Annotated in this window: 19 protein-coding genes; 11 read left to right on the top strand and 8 right to left on the bottom strand. The window is 65.8% G+C overall.

All coding sequences use genetic code 11. The features are described 5' to 3' along the window. Positions 1 to 17: 17 nt before the first annotated feature. Complete coding sequence (locus AC1DS0_RS24640; protein ID WP_476816861.1) at positions 18 to 1,964, bottom strand: PrkA family serine protein kinase; 1,947 nt, start codon at positions 1,962 to 1,964, stop codon at positions 18 to 20. 326 nt (positions 1,965 to 2,290) lie between these two features. Here AC1DS0_RS24640 and AC1DS0_RS24635 point away from each other — a divergent pair, with 326 nt between their 5' ends. Both AC1DS0_RS24635 and AC1DS0_RS24630 read left to right on the top strand, forming a co-directional pair. Continuing rightward, complete coding sequence (locus AC1DS0_RS24635) at positions 2,291 to 2,467, top strand: hypothetical protein (protein WP_476816860.1); 177 nt, start codon at positions 2,291 to 2,293, stop codon at positions 2,465 to 2,467. Positions 2,468 to 2,499: 32 nt separating this feature from the next. Continuing rightward, positions 2,500 to 3,093 carry an SCO family protein gene (locus AC1DS0_RS24630; RefSeq protein ID WP_476816859.1) on the top strand — a complete coding sequence of 198 codons (594 nt, stop codon included), beginning with the start codon at positions 2,500 to 2,502 and terminating at the stop codon, positions 3,091 to 3,093. Here the strand turns inward: AC1DS0_RS24630 and AC1DS0_RS24625 are convergent. Beyond that, positions 3,038 to 4,975 carry a glycosyltransferase family 2 protein gene (locus AC1DS0_RS24625; RefSeq protein WP_476816858.1) on the bottom strand — a complete coding sequence of 646 codons (1,938 nt, stop codon included), beginning with the start codon at positions 4,973 to 4,975 and terminating at the stop codon, positions 3,038 to 3,040. The genes AC1DS0_RS24630 and AC1DS0_RS24625 overlap by 56 nt on opposite strands. Positions 4,976 to 5,522: 547 nt before the next feature. On the opposite strand from AC1DS0_RS24625, the gene AC1DS0_RS24620 reads away from it, so the two are divergent. From AC1DS0_RS24620 to AC1DS0_RS24600, 5 genes are all read left to right on the top strand, one after another. After that, entirely contained in the window at positions 5,523 to 6,512 is a 990-nt protein-coding gene (locus tag AC1DS0_RS24620; protein ID WP_152016175.1) for an ABC transporter substrate-binding protein, read from the top strand. After that, positions 6,509 to 7,351, top strand: coding sequence for an ABC transporter ATP-binding protein (locus tag AC1DS0_RS24615; protein WP_476816857.1), 843 nt, complete (start codon positions 6,509 to 6,511; stop codon positions 7,349 to 7,351). Before AC1DS0_RS24620 ends, AC1DS0_RS24615 begins: the two co-directional genes overlap by 4 nt. 3 nt (positions 7,352 to 7,354) lie before the next feature. Then, positions 7,355 to 8,101, top strand: a complete 747-nt coding sequence (locus AC1DS0_RS24610; protein WP_152016173.1) for an ABC transporter permease — start codon at positions 7,355 to 7,357, stop codon at positions 8,099 to 8,101. 4 nt (positions 8,102 to 8,105) lie between these two features. Further along, positions 8,106 to 8,849 carry an ABC transporter permease gene (locus tag AC1DS0_RS24605; protein ID WP_476816856.1) on the top strand — a complete coding sequence of 248 codons (744 nt, stop codon included), beginning with the start codon at positions 8,106 to 8,108 and terminating at the stop codon, positions 8,847 to 8,849. Positions 8,850 to 8,946: 97 nt separating this feature from the next. Beyond that, the gene (locus AC1DS0_RS24600; protein ID WP_476816855.1) at positions 8,947 to 9,216 is read left to right on the top strand and encodes a hypothetical protein; all 270 of its coding nucleotides are present in this window, start codon (positions 8,947 to 8,949) and stop codon (positions 9,214 to 9,216) included. 706 nt (positions 9,217 to 9,922) lie between these two features. On the opposite strand, the gene gyrB is transcribed toward AC1DS0_RS24600, so the two are convergent. Together gyrB and recQ are read right to left on the bottom strand one after the other, a co-directional pair. Further along, positions 9,923 to 12,361, bottom strand: coding sequence for a DNA topoisomerase (ATP-hydrolyzing) subunit B (gene gyrB / locus AC1DS0_RS24595; RefSeq protein WP_476816854.1), 2,439 nt, complete (start codon positions 12,359 to 12,361; stop codon positions 9,923 to 9,925). Positions 12,362 to 12,479: 118 nt separating this feature from the next. Continuing rightward, complete coding sequence (gene recQ / locus AC1DS0_RS24590) at positions 12,480 to 14,333, bottom strand: DNA helicase RecQ (protein ID WP_476816853.1); 1,854 nt, start codon at positions 14,331 to 14,333, stop codon at positions 12,480 to 12,482. A 129-nt stretch (positions 14,334 to 14,462) separates the two neighbouring features. Here recQ and AC1DS0_RS24585 point away from each other — a divergent pair, with 129 nt between their 5' ends. Continuing rightward, a complete protein-coding gene (locus AC1DS0_RS24585; RefSeq protein WP_476816852.1) occupies positions 14,463 to 14,978 on the top strand; it encodes a hypothetical protein in 516 nt (171 codons plus the stop codon). Positions 14,979 to 14,985: 7 nt separating this feature from the next. On the opposite strand, the gene AC1DS0_RS24580 is transcribed toward AC1DS0_RS24585, so the two are convergent. The 3 genes from AC1DS0_RS24580 to AC1DS0_RS24570 form a co-directional block, all read right to left on the bottom strand. After that, a complete protein-coding gene (locus AC1DS0_RS24580) occupies positions 14,986 to 15,546 on the bottom strand; it encodes an NADPH-dependent FMN reductase (protein ID WP_476816851.1) in 561 nt (186 codons plus the stop codon). 193 nt (positions 15,547 to 15,739) lie between these two features. Beyond that, positions 15,740 to 16,540 carry a class I SAM-dependent methyltransferase gene (locus AC1DS0_RS24575; RefSeq protein ID WP_476816850.1) on the bottom strand — a complete coding sequence of 267 codons (801 nt, stop codon included), beginning with the start codon at positions 16,538 to 16,540 and terminating at the stop codon, positions 15,740 to 15,742. Between the two features lie 137 nt (positions 16,541 to 16,677). Then, positions 16,678 to 17,439: a Crp/Fnr family transcriptional regulator gene (locus tag AC1DS0_RS24570; protein WP_476816849.1), complete on the bottom strand. Its 762-nt coding sequence runs from the start codon at positions 17,437 to 17,439 to the stop codon at positions 16,678 to 16,680. A 121-nt stretch (positions 17,440 to 17,560) separates the two neighbouring features. Here AC1DS0_RS24570 and AC1DS0_RS24565 point away from each other — a divergent pair, with 121 nt between their 5' ends. From AC1DS0_RS24565 to AC1DS0_RS24555, 3 genes are all read left to right on the top strand, one after another. Further along, a complete protein-coding gene (locus AC1DS0_RS24565) occupies positions 17,561 to 19,372 on the top strand; it encodes an ABC transporter ATP-binding protein/permease (protein WP_476816848.1) in 1,812 nt (603 codons plus the stop codon). 130 nt (positions 19,373 to 19,502) lie between these two features. After that, positions 19,503 to 19,778, top strand: a complete 276-nt coding sequence (locus AC1DS0_RS24560) for a hypothetical protein (RefSeq protein ID WP_152016164.1) — start codon at positions 19,503 to 19,505, stop codon at positions 19,776 to 19,778. Between the two features lie 178 nt (positions 19,779 to 19,956). After that, positions 19,957 to 20,829: a transglutaminase family protein gene (locus AC1DS0_RS24555; RefSeq protein ID WP_476816847.1), complete on the top strand. Its 873-nt coding sequence runs from the start codon at positions 19,957 to 19,959 to the stop codon at positions 20,827 to 20,829. Here AC1DS0_RS24555 and AC1DS0_RS24550 read toward each other — a convergent pair. Beyond that, the gene (locus AC1DS0_RS24550) at positions 20,754 to 22,484 is read right to left on the bottom strand and encodes a histidine kinase dimerization/phosphoacceptor domain -containing protein (protein ID WP_476816846.1); all 1,731 of its coding nucleotides are present in this window, start codon (positions 22,482 to 22,484) and stop codon (positions 20,754 to 20,756) included. The genes AC1DS0_RS24555 and AC1DS0_RS24550 overlap by 76 nt on opposite strands. Positions 22,485 to 22,576: the final 92 nt, after the last annotated feature.

Below are 22,576 nucleotides of genomic sequence, written 5' to 3'. Positions count from 1 at the left end.
GCAGGCTCCCGCCGAGGTCAGCCCGCCTTGTTGACGCGCATGTACCAGTCCACCAGGCGCCGGACCTGGCGCTCGGTATAACCACGCTCGACCATGCGCTGCACGAAGCCGTGATGGCGCTTCTCGGTCACGCTGTCCTGCTTGGAGCCGAAGCTGATCACCGGCAGCAGATCCTCGACCTGGCCGAACATCCGCTTCTCGATCACCTCGCGCAGTTTCTCATAGCTGGTCCAGGACGGGTTGCGGCCGTTGTTCCTGGCCCTGGCGCGCAAGGTGAACTTCACGACTTCGTTGCGGAAGTCCTTGGGATTGGCGATGCCGGCCGGCTTCTCGATCTGCGACAGTTCGTTGTCGAGGACCTGCCGGTTGAGGATCTGGCCGGTATCGGGATCCTTGTAGTCCTGATCCTCGACCCAGGCATCGGCATAGGCGATATAGCGGTCGAACAGGTTCTGGCCGTATTCGCCATAGGATTCGAGATAAGCCTTCTGGATCTCGTGCCCGATGAACTCGGCATAACGCGTCGCCAGCTCCGACTTGATGAAGTCGAGATAGGCCGCTTCAGTCTCCTTCTGAAACTGCTCGCGCTTGATCGCCCCCTCGAGGATGTACATCAGGTGCACCGGGTCGGCGGCGAGCTCCTCGGTGTCGTAGTTGAAGGTCTGCGACAGGATCTTGAAGGCGAAGCGCGTGCTGACGCCGGTCATGCCCTCGTCGACGCCGGCGGCATCGCGATACTCCTGGATCGCCTTTGCCTTGGGCTCCAGCTCCTTCAGGTTCTCGCCGTCATAGACGCGCATCTTGGTGTGGAGCGGCGAATTCTCGAACTCGCTGAGCCGGGTCGAGACCGAGAAGCGGCTGAGCAGGTCGAGCACCTCCGGTGCGCAGGGGCTGCCGGCCAACTCGCTCTCGCGCAGCAGCTTTTCGTAGATCTGCCGCTCCTCGGTGATACGCAGGCAATAGGGCACCTTGACCACCAGGATGCGGTCGAGGAAGGCCTCGTTGTTCTTGTTGTTCTTGAACTGGAGCCATTCCGACTCGTTGGAATGGGCCAGGACGATGCCCTGATAGGGAAAGCCGCCGAAGTTCTCGGTGCCGTTGTAGCTGCCCTCCTGCGTCGCGGTCAGCAGGGGATGCAGCACCTTGATCGGCGCCTTGAACATCTCGACGAATTCGAGCAGGCCCTGGGTCGTCCGGTTCAGTCCGCCGCTATAGGAATAGGCGTCCGGGTCCGACTGGCTGAAGTTCTCGAGCTGGCGGATGTCGACCTTGCCGACCAGGGTCGAGACGTCCTGGTTGTTCTCGTCGCCAGGTTCGGTCTTGGCGATGCCGATCTGGCGCAGGCGCGAGGGCATCAGCTTGACGACACGGAACTTGGCGATGTCGCCCGAGAGCTCGTCGAGCCGCTTTGCCGCCCAGGGCGAGATCAGGCCGGTCAGGCGCCGCCGGGCTATGCCGTATTTGTCCTCGAAGAGATCGCCCATGCGCTCCGGGCGGAACAGGCCCAAAGGCGATTCGAACACCGGGCTGATCCGGTCGCCGATCTTGAGCGTGTAGAAGGGACGCTCCTCCATCAGCTTCTTCAGCCGCTCGGCCAGCGAGGATTTGCCGCCGCCGACGGGGCCGAGCAGGTAAAGGATCTGCTTGCGCTCCTCCAGCCCCTGCGAGGCATAGCGGAAATAGCCGGCGATCCGCTCGATCGTATCCTCCATGCCGAAGAAATCGGCGAAGGAGGGGTAAATCTTGATCGTCCGATTGGAGAAGATCCGGCCGAGGCGCTCGTCCTGGCTGGTGTCGAACAGTTTCGGCTTGCCGATCGCGTCGAGCATGCGCTCGGCGGCGGAAGCGTACATCGATTTGTCTTCGCGACAGGCCAGCAGGTATTCCTGCAGGCTCATCTCCTCCTGCGAATAGCTTCGATAATCCTCAGAAAATAAGCGAAAGACCTCGCCGTCTCGTTCCATCGTGGTAGCCCTCCAGCGCAAGCCGGCTTTGCCGACAGTGCCCCTGAACAATCAACCGCAGACAGACTTGCAAGTTCCTGGCCGATAAGGGGGCGCTTTGATGACTGCCGGGCATCTGGGCCCTGCCCCCCCGACGCAAACGCGAACTGTCCTCAACTCATCTCTTCGCGTCAACGCCAGAGATGGGCGCCAGCCTGTGCGCCTATGATGTCATGTGGGGTGGCCGAGCGGGATCGCCAAGTGGGGTCGCGAAGATGCGAAGTCGGAGTATCCCTGCGGCATGAACGCAGCTTCCGGTTGGCGGCCTGCGGCGCTAAATAATGCCGATGAGCGTAGCTCCGCAGACCGATACTCAGGATGCCGCCGCGGCGCATCGGCCTGGCCTCTGGCTGCTTGCCAGTGGTTTCGGGCTCCTGTTGGCGGCCGGCCTGCTGCTCTGGTGGCGCGAAGGCGATCGGCTGTTCACCGACGGGCTGATCGCCGCGCTCCTCGCCTGCTTCTGAGCGGCGTTCCACTCGCCTTCGAGGGTCTTCCCGTGAACCGCCGCCTGCTCCTGCCTCTGCTGGTTTTCCTGCTCGGTGCCGCCGCGCTCGCCGCCGCCGCCTTCATCACCTTCTCGCCGGCCTCCCGTCAGAGCGGGCAGAGCCTGGCTTCCAGCGTCGGCGGGCCGTTCACCCTCACCACCGCCGAGGGCAAGGCCCTGACCGACAAGGACCTGCGCGGTGCGCCCTTCCTGGTCTTCTTCGGCTTCACCCATTGCCCCGACATCTGCCCGACCAAGCTGTTCGAGATCTCGGAGGTTCTGCGCGCGGCGGGAACGAAGGGCGAGAAGCTCAAGGCGCTCTTCGTGACGGTCGATCCCGAGCGCGACACCACGGAGACGATGAAGAGCTATCTCGGCTCATTCGACCCGCGCATCGTCGGGCTGACCGGCGAGCGCGCCGCGATTGACGCCACGGTCAAGGCCTATCGCGCCTATGCCCGCAAGGTGCCGCTCAAGGATGGCGACTACACCATGGACCACACCGCTTTGGTCTATCTGATGGACAAGAACGGCGGCTTCGTCGGCGCCTTCAATATCGAGCGCCCGCCGGCAGAGGCGGCGCAGGAGTGGCTGCGGCATCTGTGAGTGGCGGGGGCTGCTGCCGGCCCCGATAGCGTGACGAGCGGGCAAGGCCGTGCACCGTCTTGTTCCAGGCGAAACGGTCATCGAGATATTCGTACAAGGCGAGCCACGCTGCCAGCGAGGCCAGCAGATGATAGACGGGCACCAACGGCAGCCAGCGCCAGAGCCCGGGCGCGCCGCGTCGCCAGGCGCCGAGCGCCGGCACCAGGAAGACCACGCAGATCCCGCTGACGCTCAGCACCAGCGCCAATGACGAAAACAGCAGCTCTAGCGGGCCATTCGGCGACAGCAACGAGCCGCTTAGCATGGCTGTCCCGGTTGCCGCGACGAACACGGGATAGAAGAAGCTCCCCAGCACGGTTCCCAGCGCCAACACCAGAAAAGTCAGCGTGTTGAAGAGGCCGGCTTCTTTCAACAGCCGGCCGGGCTGCAGCAGGTGGCTGATCAGTGTCTGCAGATAGCCCTTGTGCCAGCGCGTGCGCTGCTTGAGCCAGGCGCGCAGCGTGACGGGTGCTTCCTCGAGTGTGTGGCTCGGCAGGTCGGCGATGTAGCCGCCTGCGCGCACGAGCCGGAAGCCGATATCGGCATCCTCCGTGACGTTCCAGGGATCCCAGCCGCCGATGGCACGCAGCGCCTGCGTCCGGAAATGATTCGAGGTGCCGCCGAGCATGATCGGCAGGCCTGATTGCAGCAGGCCGGGGTTGAGCACGTCGAACAGCCCGGCATATTCGAGCGCGAAGCAGCCGGAAAGCCAGCTGTCCTCGGTGTTGTCGATGACGAGATGCGCCTGCAGGCAGACGAGTTCCTCATCCGAGCGCATGAAGCGGGCGGCGGCGAGGCGCAACTGGCGCGGCTCGGGAATGTCCTCGGCGTCGAAGATGGTGAACAGGGCACCGCGGGCTTCCGCGAGCGCGACGTTGAGCGCTCGTGGCTTGGTTTGCGGAGTGCCGCGCGGCACGATCACGACCTGCATGAAGGGTGGCAGTTCATAGGCCGAAAGGGCGCGGCGCAGCCGCCAGTCGACCTCCTCGACGAGGATGCGGATATCGAGCTTGGCTGGCGGATAATCGATCGCGCGCAGCGCGCCGATCAGCTGGTCGAGCACAGCCTCCTCGCCGAACAGCGGTACCGCGATGGTGTAGACGGGAAGGCGGCTGTCATCGATCTGCCAGCGATGTACGCGCCAGAGATCGATGGCCGGTCTCTCCATCAGCGCCGCGAGGCGCAGGATCACCGCACCGAAGAAGACCGGCCCCAGCGTTAGCATCACGCCGATCAAGGTCAGCGTTGGCATGAGCGTGCCGGTCACGGAAAGAATGGCGACCAGGATGAAGGCCAGCGTCTTCTGCAGCCAGTTTGTGCCGGTTCGGGCGCTGAAGCGTTGCCGGCCTGCCTCGTCCAGCCAGGCCGCTGCGCGCGTGATTGTTCCGGCGTTTGTCCGCCGCAGCTCGGCTGCCAGCGCAGTGGGAGGCAGTACCAGGATATCCTCCCGAGCTCGGGCGCCGGCCGAGAGGAAGCGTCGCAAGGCCGGGCCCGGCGGTGGCGCGGCTGCGAAGCGCAGGGGACTCTCGGGGCGGATACGCGTGGCGGCCAGGCCTTCGCGCAGGATCGCCGCGACGTCGCCGCCCGGCTGCAAGGGAGGCGCGCGCGGCTGGAAGCGCAGGTCGAGCTCTGCAGCCAGCGCCCGGTAGAACTGCTCTTCGGTGACGAGGCCGGAGGCGATGACCTGGCGGCTCGGCGACACGCCGATCCGCTCCGCGAGCCGGGTGGCCTCCCGCAACTCTGCGGGCGGCACACCATGGTCGGCGAGGAAGGCGATCTCGGCAGGCAGGCCGAGCATACGCACCTCGCCGGCGCCGGCGCGCGGCCAAGCTAAAACCTCCATCCCCATCCCCCCGGGGTTGCAGCTGAGCGCTCCCGCAGCCGGCAGCAACTTATGGTTGCTTAACGATACGTCAGAGTCGAGTCGAGCAAGAGAGACCGGCGTGTTATCCCTTCGACAAGGCGGCGTCGTCAGCCTTGGGGAAGGGCGAAATAGCCGCTCTAGATCATTTGCATACAAATGAGGCGAGCTTGCCGTTTCCCGCAGCAGTGACCGAGCTAGCGACGATGTCGCGAGTCGGTGGCGGCCTGGCCTGTGCTCGATGCCAAGCCGCGATCGAGCCTATGGTCGGTCCAACCCCTTCATTTCTTGTCGAATTTGTACGGTGCGACGGAGATCGAGTGCCATTTCACTTCGCAGTTGCGAACGAGATCGCGCGCGATAGTCTCGCTCCCGGCTGCCGCAGGCAGTTTGCAAGGGTCGATCTCAAATCGCTTGACAAGCTTGAAATCCGTTGAGATCGTTGTTTGCATACAAATGAAATTTGGACGTGAACGTCCGGCCTGCTGCAACGATAACGATCGGCGGCCTGCCACAATGGGAGAGTGACATGACCGCCTGGCTTGGCCTGACTTCGTTCAATCGTCTCGCGGCCATCGCCGCTGCGGCCGTGCTCTCCCTTCAGGCGCCTGCACGCGCCGAGGAGATTTCCGTCACCCAATGGGGCGCGAGCCTCTATGGCGCGCCCTATGCGGTGGCGATGGAGAAGGGCCTGTTCAAGCAGGCCGGCATCGACATCACCGGCATCATCGGCTCGGGCGGCGGCGGCACCACGGTACGCAACATCCTCGCCAGCGCGACGCCTTACGGCGAGGTCGCGGTCTCCGCCGCGCTCGCTGCCAAGGCGCAGGGGCTCGACCTGATCATCGTCAACACCGGCACGCGCAGTGTCGCCGAGGCCTCGATGGTCGTCATGCCGAACTCCGACCTCAAGGGCGTCGAGGACCTCGCCGGCAAGAAGGTCGCGATCACCTCGCCTAAGTCCGTCTCGGAAATGCTGCTGCTGATGGTGCTGCGCGAGAAGGGCGTCGACCAGACGAAGGTCCAGCGCGTCGCCGCCGGCGGCTATGTCCCGGCGCTGACCATGCTCGAGCAGAACGCCGTGGTCGGCTCGGTGCTGATCGAGCCGCTCTCGATCATCCGCAAGGACAAGTACCGCACGCTCTACAAGGCCGGCGACGTCCTGAAGCCGATGACGACCTCGGTCGGCATCACCACGCGCAAGTTCGCGCAGGAAAACCCGGAGAAGCTCAAGGCGATCATCGCCGGCCGCCGCGCCGGCGTGCAGGCGATCTACAAGGACCCGGCCGAGACCGCCAAAATCATCGAGAAGCTCTACAAGCTCGACGCGCCGATCGCCAAGGAAGCCGTCGACAACATGATCCCGCCGAAGATGTGGAGCGAGGGCGAGTTCAACGTCGAGGAGCTCAACCGCATGGTCGAGGGCCTGAAGCTGATCGGCGAGGTCAAGAGCGACGTCGACTGGTCGGCCGTGCTCGACAAGTCCTACCTGCCCGCCGACCTCCAGGCGAAGCAATGAGCGCGGCATCGGGGGCCAAGGTCGTGCCGCTCGCGCCCCAGGCTGCCGCCGCCCCGGCCCATGCCAGGCTGCGCGGCGTCACCCGGGTCTTCGATCTCCCGAAATCGACCCTGCATGCGCTTGGCCCGGTCGATCTCGATCTGGCCAAGGGCGAGTTCTTCTCGGTGGTCGGCCCGTCCGGCTGCGGCAAGTCGACCTTGCTCGACATCCTCGCGGGCCTCAGCGCTCCGCAAGCCGGCACGGCCGAGTTCGAAGGCAAGCCCATCCAGGGCGTGCCCGACGGCGTCGGCGTCGTCTTCCAGGAGGACGCCTCCTTCCCCTGGCTCAATGTCCGCGACAATGTCGCCTTCGGCCTGCGCCGGGCCGGGGTCGATCCGGCCGAGATCAACAGGCGCGTCGATTACGCCGTCGGCTTCATGGGGTTGAAGGATTTTGCGGCGTCCTATCCGGCCCAGCTCTCCGGAGGCATGCGCCAGCGTGTCTGCATCGCCCGCACTTTGGTGATGCAACCGCGCCTGATCCTGCTCGACGAGCCCTTCGGCGCGCTCGATCAGCAGACCCGCCTGCTGATGGGCGACGAATTGCTGCGCCTCTGGCGCGAGACCTCTGCCACCGTGCTCCTGATCACCCACGCGCTCGACGAGGCGGCGATGCTGTCGGATCGCGTCGGGGTGATGTCGACCCGGCCCGGTACCTTCATCGATTTCGTCGAAACCGGCTGGGAGCGGGACCGCGACAGTCGCGTCGTCTCGACCCCGCATTTCGGCGACATCACTGCCCGCCTCTGGGAAAAGCTCCGGATCGAGGCCTTGAAGATCATGTCGGCCGGAAAGGCCTGAGCCATGTCCGAGAAATGGCTGCGCGTTGCGGTCGTCACCGCGATGATCCTGCTGGTCGAGGCGCTCTGCCGCGTCGGCATCATCCCGCGCATGGTGATGATCGCCCCGTCCGACATGGTGGTCGAGCTCGGCAAGATCCTCGCCTCCGGTCAGTTCTCGGCCGATATCGCAATCACCTTCACCAATATCGCGATCTCGACCGTGCTCTCGGTCCTGCTCGGCTTCGCAGCCGGCGTGATCATCTACTCGCTGCCGGGCCTGCGCGACGCGATCGAGCCGCTGCTGGCGAGCTATTATGCCGTCCCGACCTTCGTCTTCTATCCGATCTTCATCACCCTGTTCGGCGTCGGCTCGGCCTCGATCATCGCGATCGCGGTGCTGCTCGCGATCGTCTCGATGGTGACCGCGACTCTGAACGGGCTCGACCGCATCCCGCGCGTGCTGCGCAAGACCGGCCAGATCTACCGGATGTCGCGGGTCAAGACCGCGCTCCTGATCGAATTGCCGGCTGCGACGCCCTACCTCTTCACCGGGGTCAAGCTCTCGGTCGCCTATTCCTTCATCGGCGTGATCGCCTCGGAGTTCATCCTGTCGGGCGCCGGTGTCGGCTACGCCATCGCCTATGCCTACAACCTGTTCGAGAACGGGCACATGTACGCGCTGATGCTGCTCGTCCTCATCGTCGTCACCGTGGTCAACACCTTCCTCAATGTGATCGACCGGCGCCTCCAGGCGCGCAGGCAGCGGTGACGCCATGACTGCTCTCATGCCACGATCCGCCGGCACGCTCCTCGTCCTCCTTGCTCTTCTCGTCCTCTGGCAGGGTTTGCATCTCCTGGTCGGCGCCTCCTCGCTGGCCTCGCCGGCGGCGACGGTCACGAAGCTCGCTTCCCTGCTCGCGACCGGCGAGTTCTGGCTCAACGTCTCCGAGACCATGCGGGCCTTCGTCGCCGCCTTCGCGATCTCGCTCTTCGGCGGCATCGCGCTCGGCATCGTGCTCGGCGTGCGCAAGCTCGCCGGCAATGTCGCCGAGCCGATCCTGACGACGCTCTATTCGATCCCCAAGGTCGTGCTGTACCCGCTGGTGCTGCTCTGCTTCGGCCTCGGCATCTCCGCCAAGATCGCCTTCGGCGTGATGCATGGGCTGATCCCGATCACGCTGTTCTCGATGAACGCGATCCGCCAGATGAAGCCGGTCTACCGCCGGACGTCGCAGGTGATGCGGCTCTCGCCCTCGCAGAACGCCTTCACCGTGATCATGCCGGCGATCCTGCCCGAGATCATCTCGGGCGTTCGGCTCGGCTTCTCGCTGACCTTGCTTGGCGTGCTGATCGGCGAGATGTTCGCTTCGCAGCGCGGCCTCGGCTTCCTGCTGACCAGCGCGATCAACCTCGGCCAGATCGACACGATCATGGCGATCGCCCTGCTGCTGACCATCTTCGCGGTGACCTGCAACACGCTGATGATGCGCTTCGACCGGCGGTTGACGCACCGCTGACGCTCGCTGTGGGAGCTTGCGCGGACCGCGCGGGTCATGCAGGTTGCGCCGGACTCGTTCGGCTGCGGTCGCCCGCGCCTCCCGCATTGGAAAAACCATGAACCGCTATCATTTCGGCGCGGCTGCCGTCCTCGTCACCCTGCTCGGCGGCTGCGTCTCGCGCGAGGAGCCGGTCGCTGTCTCGGAGCCTGCTCCGGTGACGCGCACGCGGGTGGTGCGGAACGCGCCGCCGCCGGATCGCGGCGATCTCCAGCTCGGCCTGCCGCCGGCGCGCGAGGGCGGTCCGGCCTATGTCCGCTCCGGCCTCGGTAGCGGGGCTGGGCAGGGCGAGCTTTATGGTCGCGGTACCCTGCCGTCAGGCTTCTGAAGCCTGGCGTCGCCAGATTTCGTGAGGCCGTAACAGCCCTTCCCGCCATGGTCGGGCTTGTCCCGGCCATCCACGTCTTTGCCTCACCGATCGCGTGAGGCGTTCAGACGTGGATGCTCACCACAGGGGCGAGCATGACGAAGCGGACTGATGCGTCCTCCAGTGTGTCGGTGCCCCCATAAAGCGGGACGCCGCCTCTAAAAGAATCAAAGGGTTAGCGCGCGACGCTTCCGAGTAAGCTGGACGCTATGCCTCGAAATACCAGGATTCTTGATCGCAGCGGACCAATAAACCCGGACGACGCATTGAGTCGCCTTACTTGCGCGATTCCCCGTGAGCGAGGGCGCCCGCATGAACAAAGCCATAGCATAAAAATTAGCGAGAAAAAGCGGAGGCCCGATTCAGGCCGGCTTATCCAAAGCTAACTGCCGAAGCGCTCACGTGAACGAGTTAGATGGCTGGAGCTTGGTCTGGCGGATTGCAACGAGTCTCCGAGCCGCTGAGGTGTGGTCGGTGCCATCGAAACGACGATTAGCCGCTGCTCCCGAAGCGGGCGATGAGGCGACTCGCGACGCCGACATCGGGATGGAGAGGCGCGTACCTGATGCCCAGGCATTCAGGCCGCGCAGCAGCCCGTCCTCAAATGACCAGCGGCTGTTCCCATAAAGCCGGATTCCCTGCAGTAATTGGGGTCCCCCACAGCCGCTCAGGTATCGACCGTCGCGTTCAGCGCATTGGTCTGGATGAATTCGCGGCGCGGTTCGACCACGTCGCCCATCAGCTTGACGAAGAGGTCGTCGGCCTCGTCGTTCTGGTCGTTCTTGACGCGCAGCAGCGAACGTACGTCGCGGTCGAGCGTCGTCTCCCAGAGCTGGTCGGGATTCATCTCGCCGAGGCCTTTGTAGCGCTGCAGCGACACGCCCTTCTTGCCGATGGCGTTGATTGCGTCGAACAGATCGCTCGGGCCGTTGACGATATGGTCATCGCCTTTGCGGCTGAGCACGCCTGGCTTGGCATAAGCCTCCCGCAGCGAATGGGCAGCAGCGTCGAGCTTGCGCGCTTCGGCGCTGGCGAGAAGCCCGGAATCGAGCGAGACGACCTGCTTCACCCCGCGCACCAGCCGCGAGAAGGTGAAGCCGCCATCGGCGGCCTTGCCCTCCCAGCCGCGCTCGATCTCGTCCGAGATCGCGTCGAGCCGGCGCGCGACAGAGGCGGCGGCCTCGGTGAGCTCAGCCTCGCCGCGTTCGCCCTGTGGACGCAGCGCGCCGGCGATGGCGATCTGCTCGACGACGCGCCGGTCATAGCGCGAATGCAGCTGCGACAGCGTGTTGCGGATGCTGCGGGCTTCCTCGATCAGGGCGCGCAGGTCGGCGCCGCCGCGCTCGCTGCCCTCGCCGGTCCGGAAGACGGCGCCGTCGAGCGCACTGTCGACGAGATAATCCTCGAGCGCGCGCTCGTCCTTGAGATAGGTCTGCGACTTGCCGCGCGCCGCCTTGTAGAGCGGCGGCTGGGCGATGAAGAGGTGGCCGCGGTCGATCAACTCCGGCATCTGCCGATAGAAGAAGGTCAGCAGCAGGGTACGGATATGGGCGCCGTCGACATCGGCGTCGGTCATGATGATGATCTTGTGGTAGCGCAGCTTCTCGACGTTGAAGGCGCTTGAGTCCTTCTCGTCGCGCCCAATGCCGGTGCCGAGCGCCGTGATCAGCGTGCCGACCTGGTCGGAGGACAGCATCTTGTCGAAGCGCGCGCGCTCGACGTTCAGGATCTTGCCACGCAGCGGCAAGACGGCCTGGTATTCGCGGGCCCGGCCCTGCTTGGCCGAGCCACCGGCCGAATCGCCCTCGACGATGAAGATCTCGGACTTGGCCGGATCCCTCTCCTGGCAGTCAGCCAATTTGCCCGGAAGAGACGCGATGTCGAGCGCGCCCTTGCGGCGGGTGAGGTCGCGCGCTTTGCGGGCGGCCTCGCGGGCGGCGGCGGCCTCGGCCACCTTGCCGACGATGGTCTTGGCCTCGTTCGGATGCTCTTCGAGCCAGGTCGAGAGCGCCTGGTTGACGACGTTCTCGACGACCGGGCGAACCTCCGAGGAAACCAGCTTGTCCTTGGTCTGCGAGGAGAACTTCGGATCCGGCACCTTGACCGAGACGATCGCGGTCAGGCCTTCGCGGCAATCGTCGCCGGTGAGCGAGACCTTCTCTTTCTTCGAAATGCCGGACGTCTCGGCATAGCCGGTGACCTGCCGCGTCAGCGCGGCGCGGAAGCCGGCAAGATGGGTGCCGCCATCGCGCTGCGGGATGTTGTTGGTGAAGCAGAGCACGTTCTCGTGGTAGCTGTCGTTCCACCACAGCGCGACGTCGACGGTGATGCCGTCCTTCTCGTTCGAGAGCATCACCGGCTTGGAGATGATTGGCGTCTTGGCGCGATCGAGATAGCGCACGAAGGCTTCGACGCCGCCTTCGTACATCAATTCCTCGCGCACGACCTCGGCATGGCGGGCATCGGTCAGCACGATGCGCACGCCCGAGTTCAGGAATGCGAGCTCACGCAGCCGGTGCTCCAGCGTCTTGTAGTCGAACTCGATCATCGTGAAGGTTTCTTGGGAGGGCGTGAACGTCACCTCCGTGCCGCGCTTGTCCCCGGCCGGTCCCACAACCGCCAGCGGCGCGATCGCATCGCCATGGCGGAACTCCATGAAATGCTCCTCGCCGCCGCGCCAGATCCGGAGCTTCAGCGAGATCGAGAGCGCGTTGACGACCGAAACACCGACGCCGTGCAGGCCGCCCGAGACCTTGTAGGAGTTCTGGTCGAATTTACCGCCGGCATGAAGCTGGGTCATGATGACCTCGGCAGCCGAAATGCCTTCCTCGCTGTGGATGGCGGTCGGGATGCCGCGACCATTGTCGGTGACAGTGACCGAGCCCTCTGCATTCAGCGTCACCGTGACGAGGTCGGCATGGCCGCCGAGTGCCTCGTCGATGGCATTGTCGACGACCTCATAGACCATATGGTGCAGGCCCGAGCCATCATCGGTGTCGCCGATATACATGCCGGGGCGCTTGCGCACCGCGTCCAGGCCCTTGAGAACCTTGATGGAATCGGCGCCATAGGCGGCATCCTCGAGGTCGCGGGCAGAATCGCTCATGGTGGGGTCCTTCGGCGGGCGAGCAGGCGCCCGCGATGATCTTGATTCGTCAGGAGAATATAGTGCTTCAGGATGGCTTTTTCACGTGCGTGCGCGTACGTACGCGGGAGTGGCAGATTTAGCCAGTGAATGTCGCGATCGCATCCAGGAAAACCTCGCCGTACTGGGCGAGCTTGCGTTCGCCGACGCCTTCGATGGCGCGCATCTGGTCGAGGCCGAGCGGTCGCTCGCGCGCCATGGCGATCAGCGTGCGGTCGGTGAAGATGATGTAGGCGGCAACGCCTTCCTCGCGCGCGAGGCTCAGCCTGAGCTGGCGCAGATGCTCGAACAGCGTGGCGGTGTCGCCGTCGAGCCCGTCGGCGCGCGCTGCCTCGCGCTGGCCGCGGCGCGAGCGCCGTTCCGCGAGCGGGTCGACGCGCAGCGCGATCGGCTCGCGCCCGAACAGGATGTCCTCGCCCTTCTCGGTCAGGCAGAAGCCGCCATGTTCGGTGCTGGCCTCGGCGAGCGCGCCGGCGGCGAAGAGCTTGCGGGCCATCGCCATCCAGGCTCCCTTGGGCTTGTCGTTGCCGACGCCGAAGGTCTTCAGGCCGTCATGGTTCTGGCGCCGGATCGCCTCCGTCTGGGTACCGGTCAGGATATCGGCGAGATGGCCGGCGCCGTAGCGCTGGCCGGAGCGGATCACCGCCGAGAGCAATTTTCGCGCATCGAGCGTCGCGTCGGCGAGCTCGGGCGCGGTCGGCCCGCAGAGATCGCAGCGGAACTGCGCATTGTCTGAATTGACCTGGCCATGCCGGCAGGGCGGTACCTGCTCGCCGAAATAGGACAGAAGCGCCGAGCGCCGGCAAAGCGCCGATTCGCAGAGATCGATCATCGCGTTGAGGCGCTTGTGCTCGATGCGCCGGCGTTCGTCGTCGATCTGCTTCTCGTCGATCTGGCGCCGGCGTAGCGCCATGTCGTCGACGCCGTAGAGGGTCAGCGTATCGGCCGGCAGCCCGTCGCGCCCGGCACGGCCGATCTCCTGGTAGTAGCTCTCGATCGAGCCCGGCATGTCGGCATGGACGACGAAGCGCACATCCGGCTTGTTGATGCCCATGCCGAAGGCGATGGTGGCGCAGACGACGACGCCGTCCTCCTGCAGGAAGATGTCCTGGTTGCGGTTGCGCTCCGTCTGCTCCAGCCCGGCATGGTAGGGATAGGCCTTCCAGCCTTTTTCGCTGAGACCCTGTGCCAGTCGCTCGGTGCGGCCGCGCGAGGAGCAGTAGACGATGCCTGAGCCGCCGCGATGGACCTTCAGGAAGTCGTCGATCTGCCGGCGTGGCTGATCCTTCGGCGCGAAGGCGAGCTTCAGGTTCGGCCGGTCGAAGGAATGGACGACGAGGTGCGGCGGCGCCGGGAAGAGCTGCTGGGCGATGTCATCGCGCGTCTGGCGGTCGGCGGTCGCCGTGAGCGCCGTCACCGGGACATCCCCGAGCGCCTCGCGCACTTTCGAGAGCAGGCGATATTCCGGGCGGAAGTCGTGGCCCCATTGCGAGACGCAATGCGCCTCGTCGATGGCCAGTCGCGTCACGCCCAGGCGTCGCAGGCGGGCGACGAGGCCCTCGCCCGCCAGACGCTCCGGCGAGACGAAGAGGAGCCGCAGCTCGCCGGAATTGAGCTTGTCCCAGGCCTGGGCCGCCTCGGCCTCGCTGTTCATCGAGTTGAGCGAGGCGGCGGCGACGCCGGCGCGCACCAATTGGCCGACCTGGTCGCGCATCAGCGCGATCAGTGGCGAAACCACCAGCGTCAAACCCCCGGTGACCAGCGCCGGCAGCTGGTAGCACATCGACTTGCCCGAGCCGGTCGGCATCACCGCGAAGACGTCGCGGCCGGCGAGCGCGGCCTCGATCACCTCCCACTGCCCGGGACGGAAATCGTCATAGCCGAAGACCGACTTCAGGATCGCGCGGGCTTCTGATTCGCGGGGCGATGACATCCGCCGGATGTGCCGGATTCGGGCTGATAAGGCCAGTGCGATGGCGAAACCATCCCCGCTTCCCGCAAGTCGGCTTGATCAGCCGCGATGTGTGCTTCACGTTACGGCAGCCCGGCAAGGAGAGCCGTGATGCGCCTGCCCCTGACTGTCGCCATCTGCTGCCTTGCCACCTTTGCGCAAGCCCAGCCGCTCGAGCGTGAGCTGCCGCCGGCGAAGGCCGCCTGCTGGGAGCGGGCCTATGATGCTGCCCATCTCGCCAGCCATCCGCAGCAGAAGGTCACGCGGATCCGCCTGGTCCATCTGCCGCAGAACTGGGCCGAAGCCGGGCAAGGTGGGTTCTACGTCGCGCTCTATGTCAACCTGCGCCAGCGCGTGAAACCCGATCAGGGCTTCGACTACCAGCTCGGCGGCATCTGCAAGCCGGCCGGGCAGGGGCTGCGCTGCGTGCCAGAATGGGAGGCCGGCAATTGGCGGATCGAGCGCGGCCCGAACGGCGCACTCGACATCCGCAATGCCGGCATCATCGCCAATCCCAACCCCTACGATGCCGAGGAGATCGCCGACGGCGCCGTCCGCATTCCCGCCAGGCCGGATGACGGGCTCTGGCGCCTGTCGCCGGCGAGCGGGCCGTGCGGGATGGAGTAACCGCGCTCTAAGGATGCAGCGCCGCGACCTTCACCAGCCGGGCCACCATCTTGTCGCGCATGCCCTTGAGGCGCTTGTCGGTGAAGTCGCCGTCATCACCATAGGCCTTGTCGGCGCCGTTGACCGCGAGCATCTCCGGCACGAGCAGCGCGCCGAAGCCGAGCTCGAGCACGGTACGCAGCTGGGTCAGGCACCGATAGGTGCCGAGATTGCCGGCCGAGGCGCCGCCGATGGCGACCACCTTCTCGCGCAGGCCGGGGCCGCCGGAGCGGACGATGCTGATCCAGTCGAGCGCGTTCTTCAGCGCCGGCGGATAGCCGGAATTGTATTCGGGGCTGGCGATGAAGAGCCCGTCATGGCCATCGACCAGCGCCGCCAGCGCCTTCGCCTCATCAGGCGGGTCGTTGTCGAAGGCGCGCGCGTCGATCAGCGGCAGTGGATAGTCGCCGAGCGAGATCTGCGTCACCTCGGCTCCCGCCGCCTGGAGATTCCCCGCGATCAGGGTCGCGAGCCGGGTGTTCATCGAGCCCGGGCGCCAGGAGCCGGCGAAGACGAGGATTTTTGGCATGGTCACTCCGACAAGCTGGAGCATTTTCGAGCGAAGTGGCCACCGGTTCGCGTGAAGAAAATGCGATCAAAACAGAAACTTGGAGCAATCCCGCGATTCGGAGAAACGCGGGGCTGCTCCAGCCGGAGCGAGCGCCCCGGCTTTTTCATTCTGCGATGTCGAGCGATGCGGGCGTCCAGTCAAGCCCGAGCCGTCACGGCTTGGCGCGGCGATAGACCCAGACGCGCGCCGGCGGGATGTTGCGCAGCACCCAGTCGGAAACCTCAGCCTTGAGGTGGGAGCCTTTGCGCGGCACCGGCGAGATCACCGCATAGGTGAACTGGATGAAGGGTGCGCCGGGGTTGAGCACATTGGTAAAGGCGTCCTGCACCAGTTCGGTCCGCTCGGCCGGCGGCTTGTTGAACAGCGGTAGCGAGGACACGACCGCGCTCGCCTTCTCGGTCAGATGCCCGGCGAGCGTCGTCGAGAGCGCATAGGCATCGCCCTCGATGACGGTTGCCTGCGGAAAGCGACGACGCAGCAATTCGCAGAATTCGGGGCTGTACTCGACCAGGATCAGCCTGGCTTCGTCGATGCCGCGCTCGATCAGCGCTTCGGTGACCGGGCCGGTGCCCGGGCCGATCTCGACCACCGGCCCTTGCGCCTGCGGATCGACATAGGACGCCATGCGCCTGGCCAGGAACGGGCTCGACGGCGCGACCGCGCCGGTTCTTCCAGGCGAATCGATCCAGGACTTGAGGAAGCGGGCATCGTCGCTGAACCGGGCCTTGGCCTCGTCGGCCGCCTTGCGCACATGCGACTTCAGCTTGCCGGCGGTGTTGCGGACCTCGTCCTCGACCTTGTAGCGCGCCGCGGCGACCCGAAGCCTGGCCTCTGCGACGCTGTCGGCAAAATCGGCCGCCGTCAGCCGCACCTCGTGCTCCAGCCGCGCAGCCACGGACGAGCGTCCGAAGCGAGTGGCGCGCAGGCGCTGACCGGAAGCGGAATGGACCATCCAGAACCTCGATGCGGCCAGGCGGAAGGCCCGCGCCGGAGCGACATGACAATGCCGTGACGTTACGCCGCTGTCATATGGGGTCAAGAGCGGGTCGAATCCAGCGATTTCTTGGCTGGCCGCCCGAGCGTCAGCGATCAGATCAGCGGGCGCGGGTGAAGCTCGCCCTCGAACAGCAGCGCCATGCGCTCGGTCAGGCGCGGATTGTGGATGGTGAGGCGGCCGCGCTCGAGCGAGAACATCCCGGCTTTGCGCAGGCGGGCCCAGGTCTTGCTGGTGTGGACGAGCGAGAGGCCGAGCGCATCGGCGAGCTGCTGCTGCGTCAGCGGGAAGGCGAAGCTCTTCTCGGCGACCAGGCCAAGCGCTTCGGCCCGGCGATAGAGCGAGATCACCAGCGCTGCGATCCGCTCCTGCGCATTGCGCTGGCCGACCGAGGTCAGGTTCTCGTCGATCAGGCTCTCCTCGCGTGAGCCGAGCCAGGCGAGCTCATAGGCGAGCGCCGGCATCCGCCCGAACATTTCATAGGTGCGCCGGCGCGGGAAGACGCAGAGCTCGACCTCGGTCAGCGCCTCGATGCCGTGCTGGGCGGCGCTGAGCAACGAAGCCTGCAGGCCGACGAGATCGCCGGGTAGCAGGAAGTTCAGGATTTGCCGGCGTCCGTCCGGTAGCGACTTGTAGCGGAAGGCCCAGCCGGAAAAGAGCGTGTAGAGCTCGGCATCCTCCTGGTCGGGGTGGATGATGTCGGCGCCGGCTGGCAATTGCCGGTGATCAAGCTTCATCTCCTGGATGAAGCGGATTTCCTCGTCGGACTTGTCCTTGAAGGCAGGTTTCAGCCGCAACGGACAGGCGAGGCAGGACGGGCTGCGGTGATTGCGGTGATTGCTCGATGCGACGATCACGCCCGGCTCCTTCATCCGCCGGAACCCGCGGCGAATGCTTGCGTTTTCTGTGTGGCGCGAAAGCCGTGGCTTAGCAATCGCGCCCGTCCCGGCATAGCAGATCGGCTCAGGAGGCCGCCGCATGAAATCACATGCCTCCGGGCTGCGGCGTTCGCGCCTGCGCCAGTTCTTTCGTGTCGCCTTGGGCTTCTGGCGCGGCAAGACCAGGCTGCGCGCCTGGGGGCTTACCCTCGCGGTACTGCTCTTCGTCGCGGCCCAGCTCGGCGCGGCGGTCGGCGTCAACAGCTGGAACCGGCTGTTCTTCGACGCGCTGGAAAAGCGCGACCTCGACAAGATCTGGACGGCGGTCGGCTGGCTGCCGCTGATCGTCGCGGCGTCGGCTGCATCGTTGTCCTGCCTGGTGATCAGCCGGATGCTGCTGCAGACGCGCTGGCGGGAATGGCTGACGCATCGCCTCGCCGGCTGGTGGATCGCCGACCAGCGCTATTACCGGATGCAGTTCGTCGCGCGCGAGCAGAGCGCCCCCGAATACCGCATCGCCGAGGATGTCCGCCTTTCCATCGAGCCCCTGGTCGAGTTCGCCATCGGCCTGCTCAGCGCCTTCGTGACCGCGGTGACCTTCGCCGCGATCCTGTGGCAGGTCGCAGGCTCGGCGCATTTCACGCTCGGCGGGTCCGAGATCGTCATACCCAGCTACATGGCGATCGCCGCAATCGTCTATGCGGTCGTCGCCTCGGTCGCGGCCTACTTTGCCGGGCGGCCCTTGGTGCCGCGCATCGCCGCCAAGAACGAGGCCGAGGCACAGTTTCGCGCCGAGATGACGCGGTTGCGCGAGAACGCCGAGAGCATCGCCCTGATCAAGGGCGATGCCGACGAGCGCGATTCGGTCGGCGAAAACTATGGCCGCGTCGTCGCCGCCTGGCTGAAGGTGATCCGGCAGCAGGGCGTCATCGCCATCGTGCTGAACACCAATGGCGCGCTGTTCCCGATCGTGCCGCTGCTGCTGATCGCGCCGAAATACCTCTCGGGCGAGATCACCTTGGGCGCTGTCATGCAGGTCGTCGCCGCCTTCAGCGCGGTGCAGGCCGCCTTGATCTGGTTCGTCGACAATTTCGTCCGGCTGGCGGAGTGGTTCGCCTCGGTGAGGCGCGTCGACGAGCTGGCCGAAGCGCTGGAGGCGCTCGACATCGGCACGATCATGGAGGGCGAGACCCAGATCGAGCTGGGGGAGAGCGAGGATGGCGGCATCCATATCGCCGATCTTTCGATCGCCCACCTCAACGGGCGGATCGTCATCGCCGACGCGTCGATCGTGATCGCGGCCGGCGAGAAGGTCCTGGTCGCCGGCGAGAGCGGCACGGGCAAGAGCACCCTGATCCGTGCGATTGCGGGCCTCTGGCCCTGGGGCTCGGGCTCGATCAAGCTGCCGCCGGGCAAGCGCATCGCCTTCGTGCCGCAGAAGCCCTATCTGCCGATCGGCACGCTGCGCGACGTGCTGCTCTATCCGGAAGCCGAGAGCCGCGTCGACGACGAAGCGGTCAGGGACGCGCTGAAGCGCTGCGGGCTCGCCTCGCTCGGCCGACGGCTCGACGAGGAGGAGCGTTGGGACCAGACCCTGTCTGGTGGCGAGCGTCAGCGCATCGCTTTCGCGCGGCTGCTGATCCAGAAGCCCGACATCATCATCATGGACGAGGCGACCTCGGCGCTCGACGAGGCCAGCCAGGATTCTCTGCTCGGGCTGATCGATAGCGAGCTCTCCTATGCCACGATCATCAGCGTCGGGCATCGGCCTGGCCTTGAGGATTTCCACGAGCGCAAGATCACCTTCGAGAAGCGCGAGGCTGGCGCGCATCTGACCTCGAGGCGCCTGACCCGGTCGCTTTGGCGGCTCTTCCGCCGGCGCGAGGCCGCCAATGATCGCTCAGTCGCCTGAAAACGAATCGCGCCTGAAGAAAGAATCGGGATCGCTGCGATTTTCGCACAAACCGGAACAATTCCCAGCCAGATGGGTTGAAAAGCCGTTCCGCCTTTCAAAAACGACCACACGAACCGGGAGAGCGAAGATGACTACCGCCAGCCTTGCCCCCTTCAAGCGCGCTGCCACCTTCTTCGGCGGCATGGCGCTGGTCGTGACCGCCCTGACCATGGGCGCCTCGTATCAGAACGGCTTTGGCGAGAGCTCGGAAGCGGTCGCCCAGGCCAAGCTCCAGCGCGGCGCTCCGGCCGATGTCCAGTACGCGGCGGTCAATCCGGCCGAGATGCGCCGTGATTTCGCTCATCGCGTCGTCCCGACCTCGCAGCGCGAGGCCAGCCTCAAGGGCAACACCGTCCTGCGCTGAGCTCCGCTCCTCGTCTTATCGCATTTTCTTCACGCGAACCGGTACCCACTTCGCTTGAAAATGCTTTCGGCGGAACCGATCCGGCGCTCGCGCGTAATTGACCTGCCTGACCAGCAAAGCCGCCGCGAGGCGGCTTTTCGCCGTGATGGCGAGGTATGATGGATCGGCTGGAGATCAGATGTATCTGCGCATTCGCCACGCGACGACCTATCGCTACGCCGAGCCGGTCGTCTTCGGCCCGCATCGACTGATGCTGCGTCCGCGCGATTCCTTCGATCTGCGCGTCATCGATACCGCGATTGCGATCTCGCCGCCGGCCGGGCTGCGCTGGATGCACGATGCCTATGGCAACCCGGTCGCCATGGCGAGCTTCGCCGGCCCGTCGGACACGCTCGAGGTCGTCAGCAAGCTCGTTGTCCAGCGCTTCGGCTCGGCGCTGCCGCGCTCCAAGATCGAGCCTGACATAGAAATCTACGAGATCAACTACACCCCGGCCGAACGCGCCGTGCTCCAGCCCTATCTCGACCTGGCTGCAGCCGATCCGGACGGAGCGCTCGACGCCTGGCTGCAGGCGTTCCGGGCCCGGCTCAATGGCGGCCATCTGCTGCGCGCCCTGGCGCATGAGATCAATGCCGGCCTGAGCTATGCTGTGCGCTTCGACGAAGGCACCCAGCATCCGCTCGACACGCTGAGGCTGGGGGCGGGCTCCTGCCGTGACTACGCCTGGCTGTTCATCGAGCTGGCGCGCCGGCTTGGCTTCGCCGCGCGCTTCGTCACCGGCTACATCCATGATCGCTCGCCGGAAAGCGGAGGAATGACCTCCGTGGCCGGGCTGACCCATGCCTGGGCCGATGTCTTCATCCCCAATGACGGCTGGGTCGAATTCGATCCGACCAATGACCTCGTCGCCGACCGGCAATTGCTGCGCGTCGCGGTGGCACGGGTGCCGCAGGACGCGTCGCCGGTGTCGGGGAGCTATGTCGGGCCGGCCGGCGCCTTCCTCGGACTTAGCGTCGGCGTCGAGATCACGCCGGTCGACAAGCTCGGCTGACTCTCGTCGGTCCGGCGCGGAGTGCCGTGGCTCAGGCGCCAGATGCCGAGGCTGCGCCCCTGCGGCGGGCTGATCTCGACGGCTTCGATCTGCATCAGGAGTCCGGCGAACAGGCGCGGCGGCGCGATCTGTGTGGTGTCGCGGTCGGTGCTGATGGCGACGTCGATGATGCCGTCGCCGGCCGCGGTCACGGCGAGTTCGAGGCCGATGCCCGGAGCTGTGCGCAGCACCCGGCTGACCACGTCGACGATCAGGAAGCCGAGCGGGATGATCCGGTCGATCGGCAGGGCGGCTTGCGTCTCGATGCGGCTCTCCAGCCGCTGGCTGCGGGCGAGGATCAGGCTGGAGACCATCGCCACGACGTCGTCGAGGAAGAGGTCGATCCGCACCGGCTGCATCTCGCCGTCGGCGAGCGTGAAGCGATAGGCGGCCGAAAGCACATGGACGCGGCACTCCGCATCCGAGAGCGCCATCCGCGCCTCGCCCTGATGGTCGCGCTTGGTCAGGCCGATATAGCTCTGCACCACCTGCAGGCTGTTCTTGACCCGATGGTGCAGCTCGCGGACCAGGAAACGGTTATCGTCGAGCGCGAGCCTGAGCTTGCTCTGGCGCACCTCCTGCTCGTCGACCATCGCATTGAAGGCCTCGGCGACGCTGCGGATGTCGCGCGGCATCTCGTCGGAGAGCGGGACGCGGGCACTGGCCGAGCTCGACCTCGCCCGGGCCGTCGCCTCGATGCCGCGCAGCCAGCGCACGCAGTGCTGGTCGATCGCCTTCATATAGACCAGGCCGAGCAGGGTCAGCGTCAGTAAGGGCGCGAGCAGCAGGATGTAGAACTGCGTCCTCGCGGCTTGCTCCGCCGTGCCGTCGAAACTCACCACGACATAGAGATCCGGTTCGGCCACCATGCGGGCGGCGTAGGTCCGGCTTGGTCCGGCCCGGCTCGGAGCAGCCCAATGTGCGGTCGGCTCGGGTACGGTCTCGGCCTTCGGAAGCCAGGATGCGTCGGCTTGCGCGCCGCCGCGCGCGACCACGACGTCGCCGCCGCGTCGGAGCAGCGCCGCCATCATGCCTTTGTCGCTGCTGCCGAGGTCGAAGGTGTCGTCGAGCGGATCCGGCTTGGTGAGCAGGAGCGCATCGCCCCCGTCGAACTCGCTGTAGATGGCGAGATAGGAGCGGCCGGCGATCGTCACTTGATCATAGCGGGCCTTGGTGAACTCGGTCCCGCCCCAGAGCTTGATGGGAAGGCGCGTGGCGAGCTGATTCGCCACGGCCGTGAGCTCGCCGCGTGGGATGCTGCCGTCGAGCCCGCCGATACAGTCCGGCTGGCCGGAGACCCGCAGCAGCAGTGACTCGTAGCCGGAGACCGCGGCGATTGCCTTCTCGGCGATGCGTTCGCAGCTGTCAGCGGGCGGCGCTGCCGCCCGGATCGCCGTTGAGCTGGCGACGAGCGAGCGCAGTGCGCCGCGATACCAGACGCGGGCGCGCACGGCGAAATCATCCGCCGTGCGCGCCTGCGACGTCTCGATCGCCTCGAAGACGGTCCGGTAGGTCGCGACCGCCGCCGCCGCCGTCAGGCAGGCGATCGGCAGGACGATCGCGACCATCAGTGCCAGCAGGCGGCCGCGGACCGTCCTGAACAGCGAGAGGGCCATCAGATCACGATGATTTTGGACCGAATCGGTCCAAAATCATAAAATGTGATCGATTCTAAGAGTTTAGAACAGGATTCCTGCGAAAAACCGGT

Source organism: Allobosea sp. P4_H5 (assembly GCF_056400825.1).
This window is presented reverse-complemented; position numbering and strand designations above follow the sequence as displayed.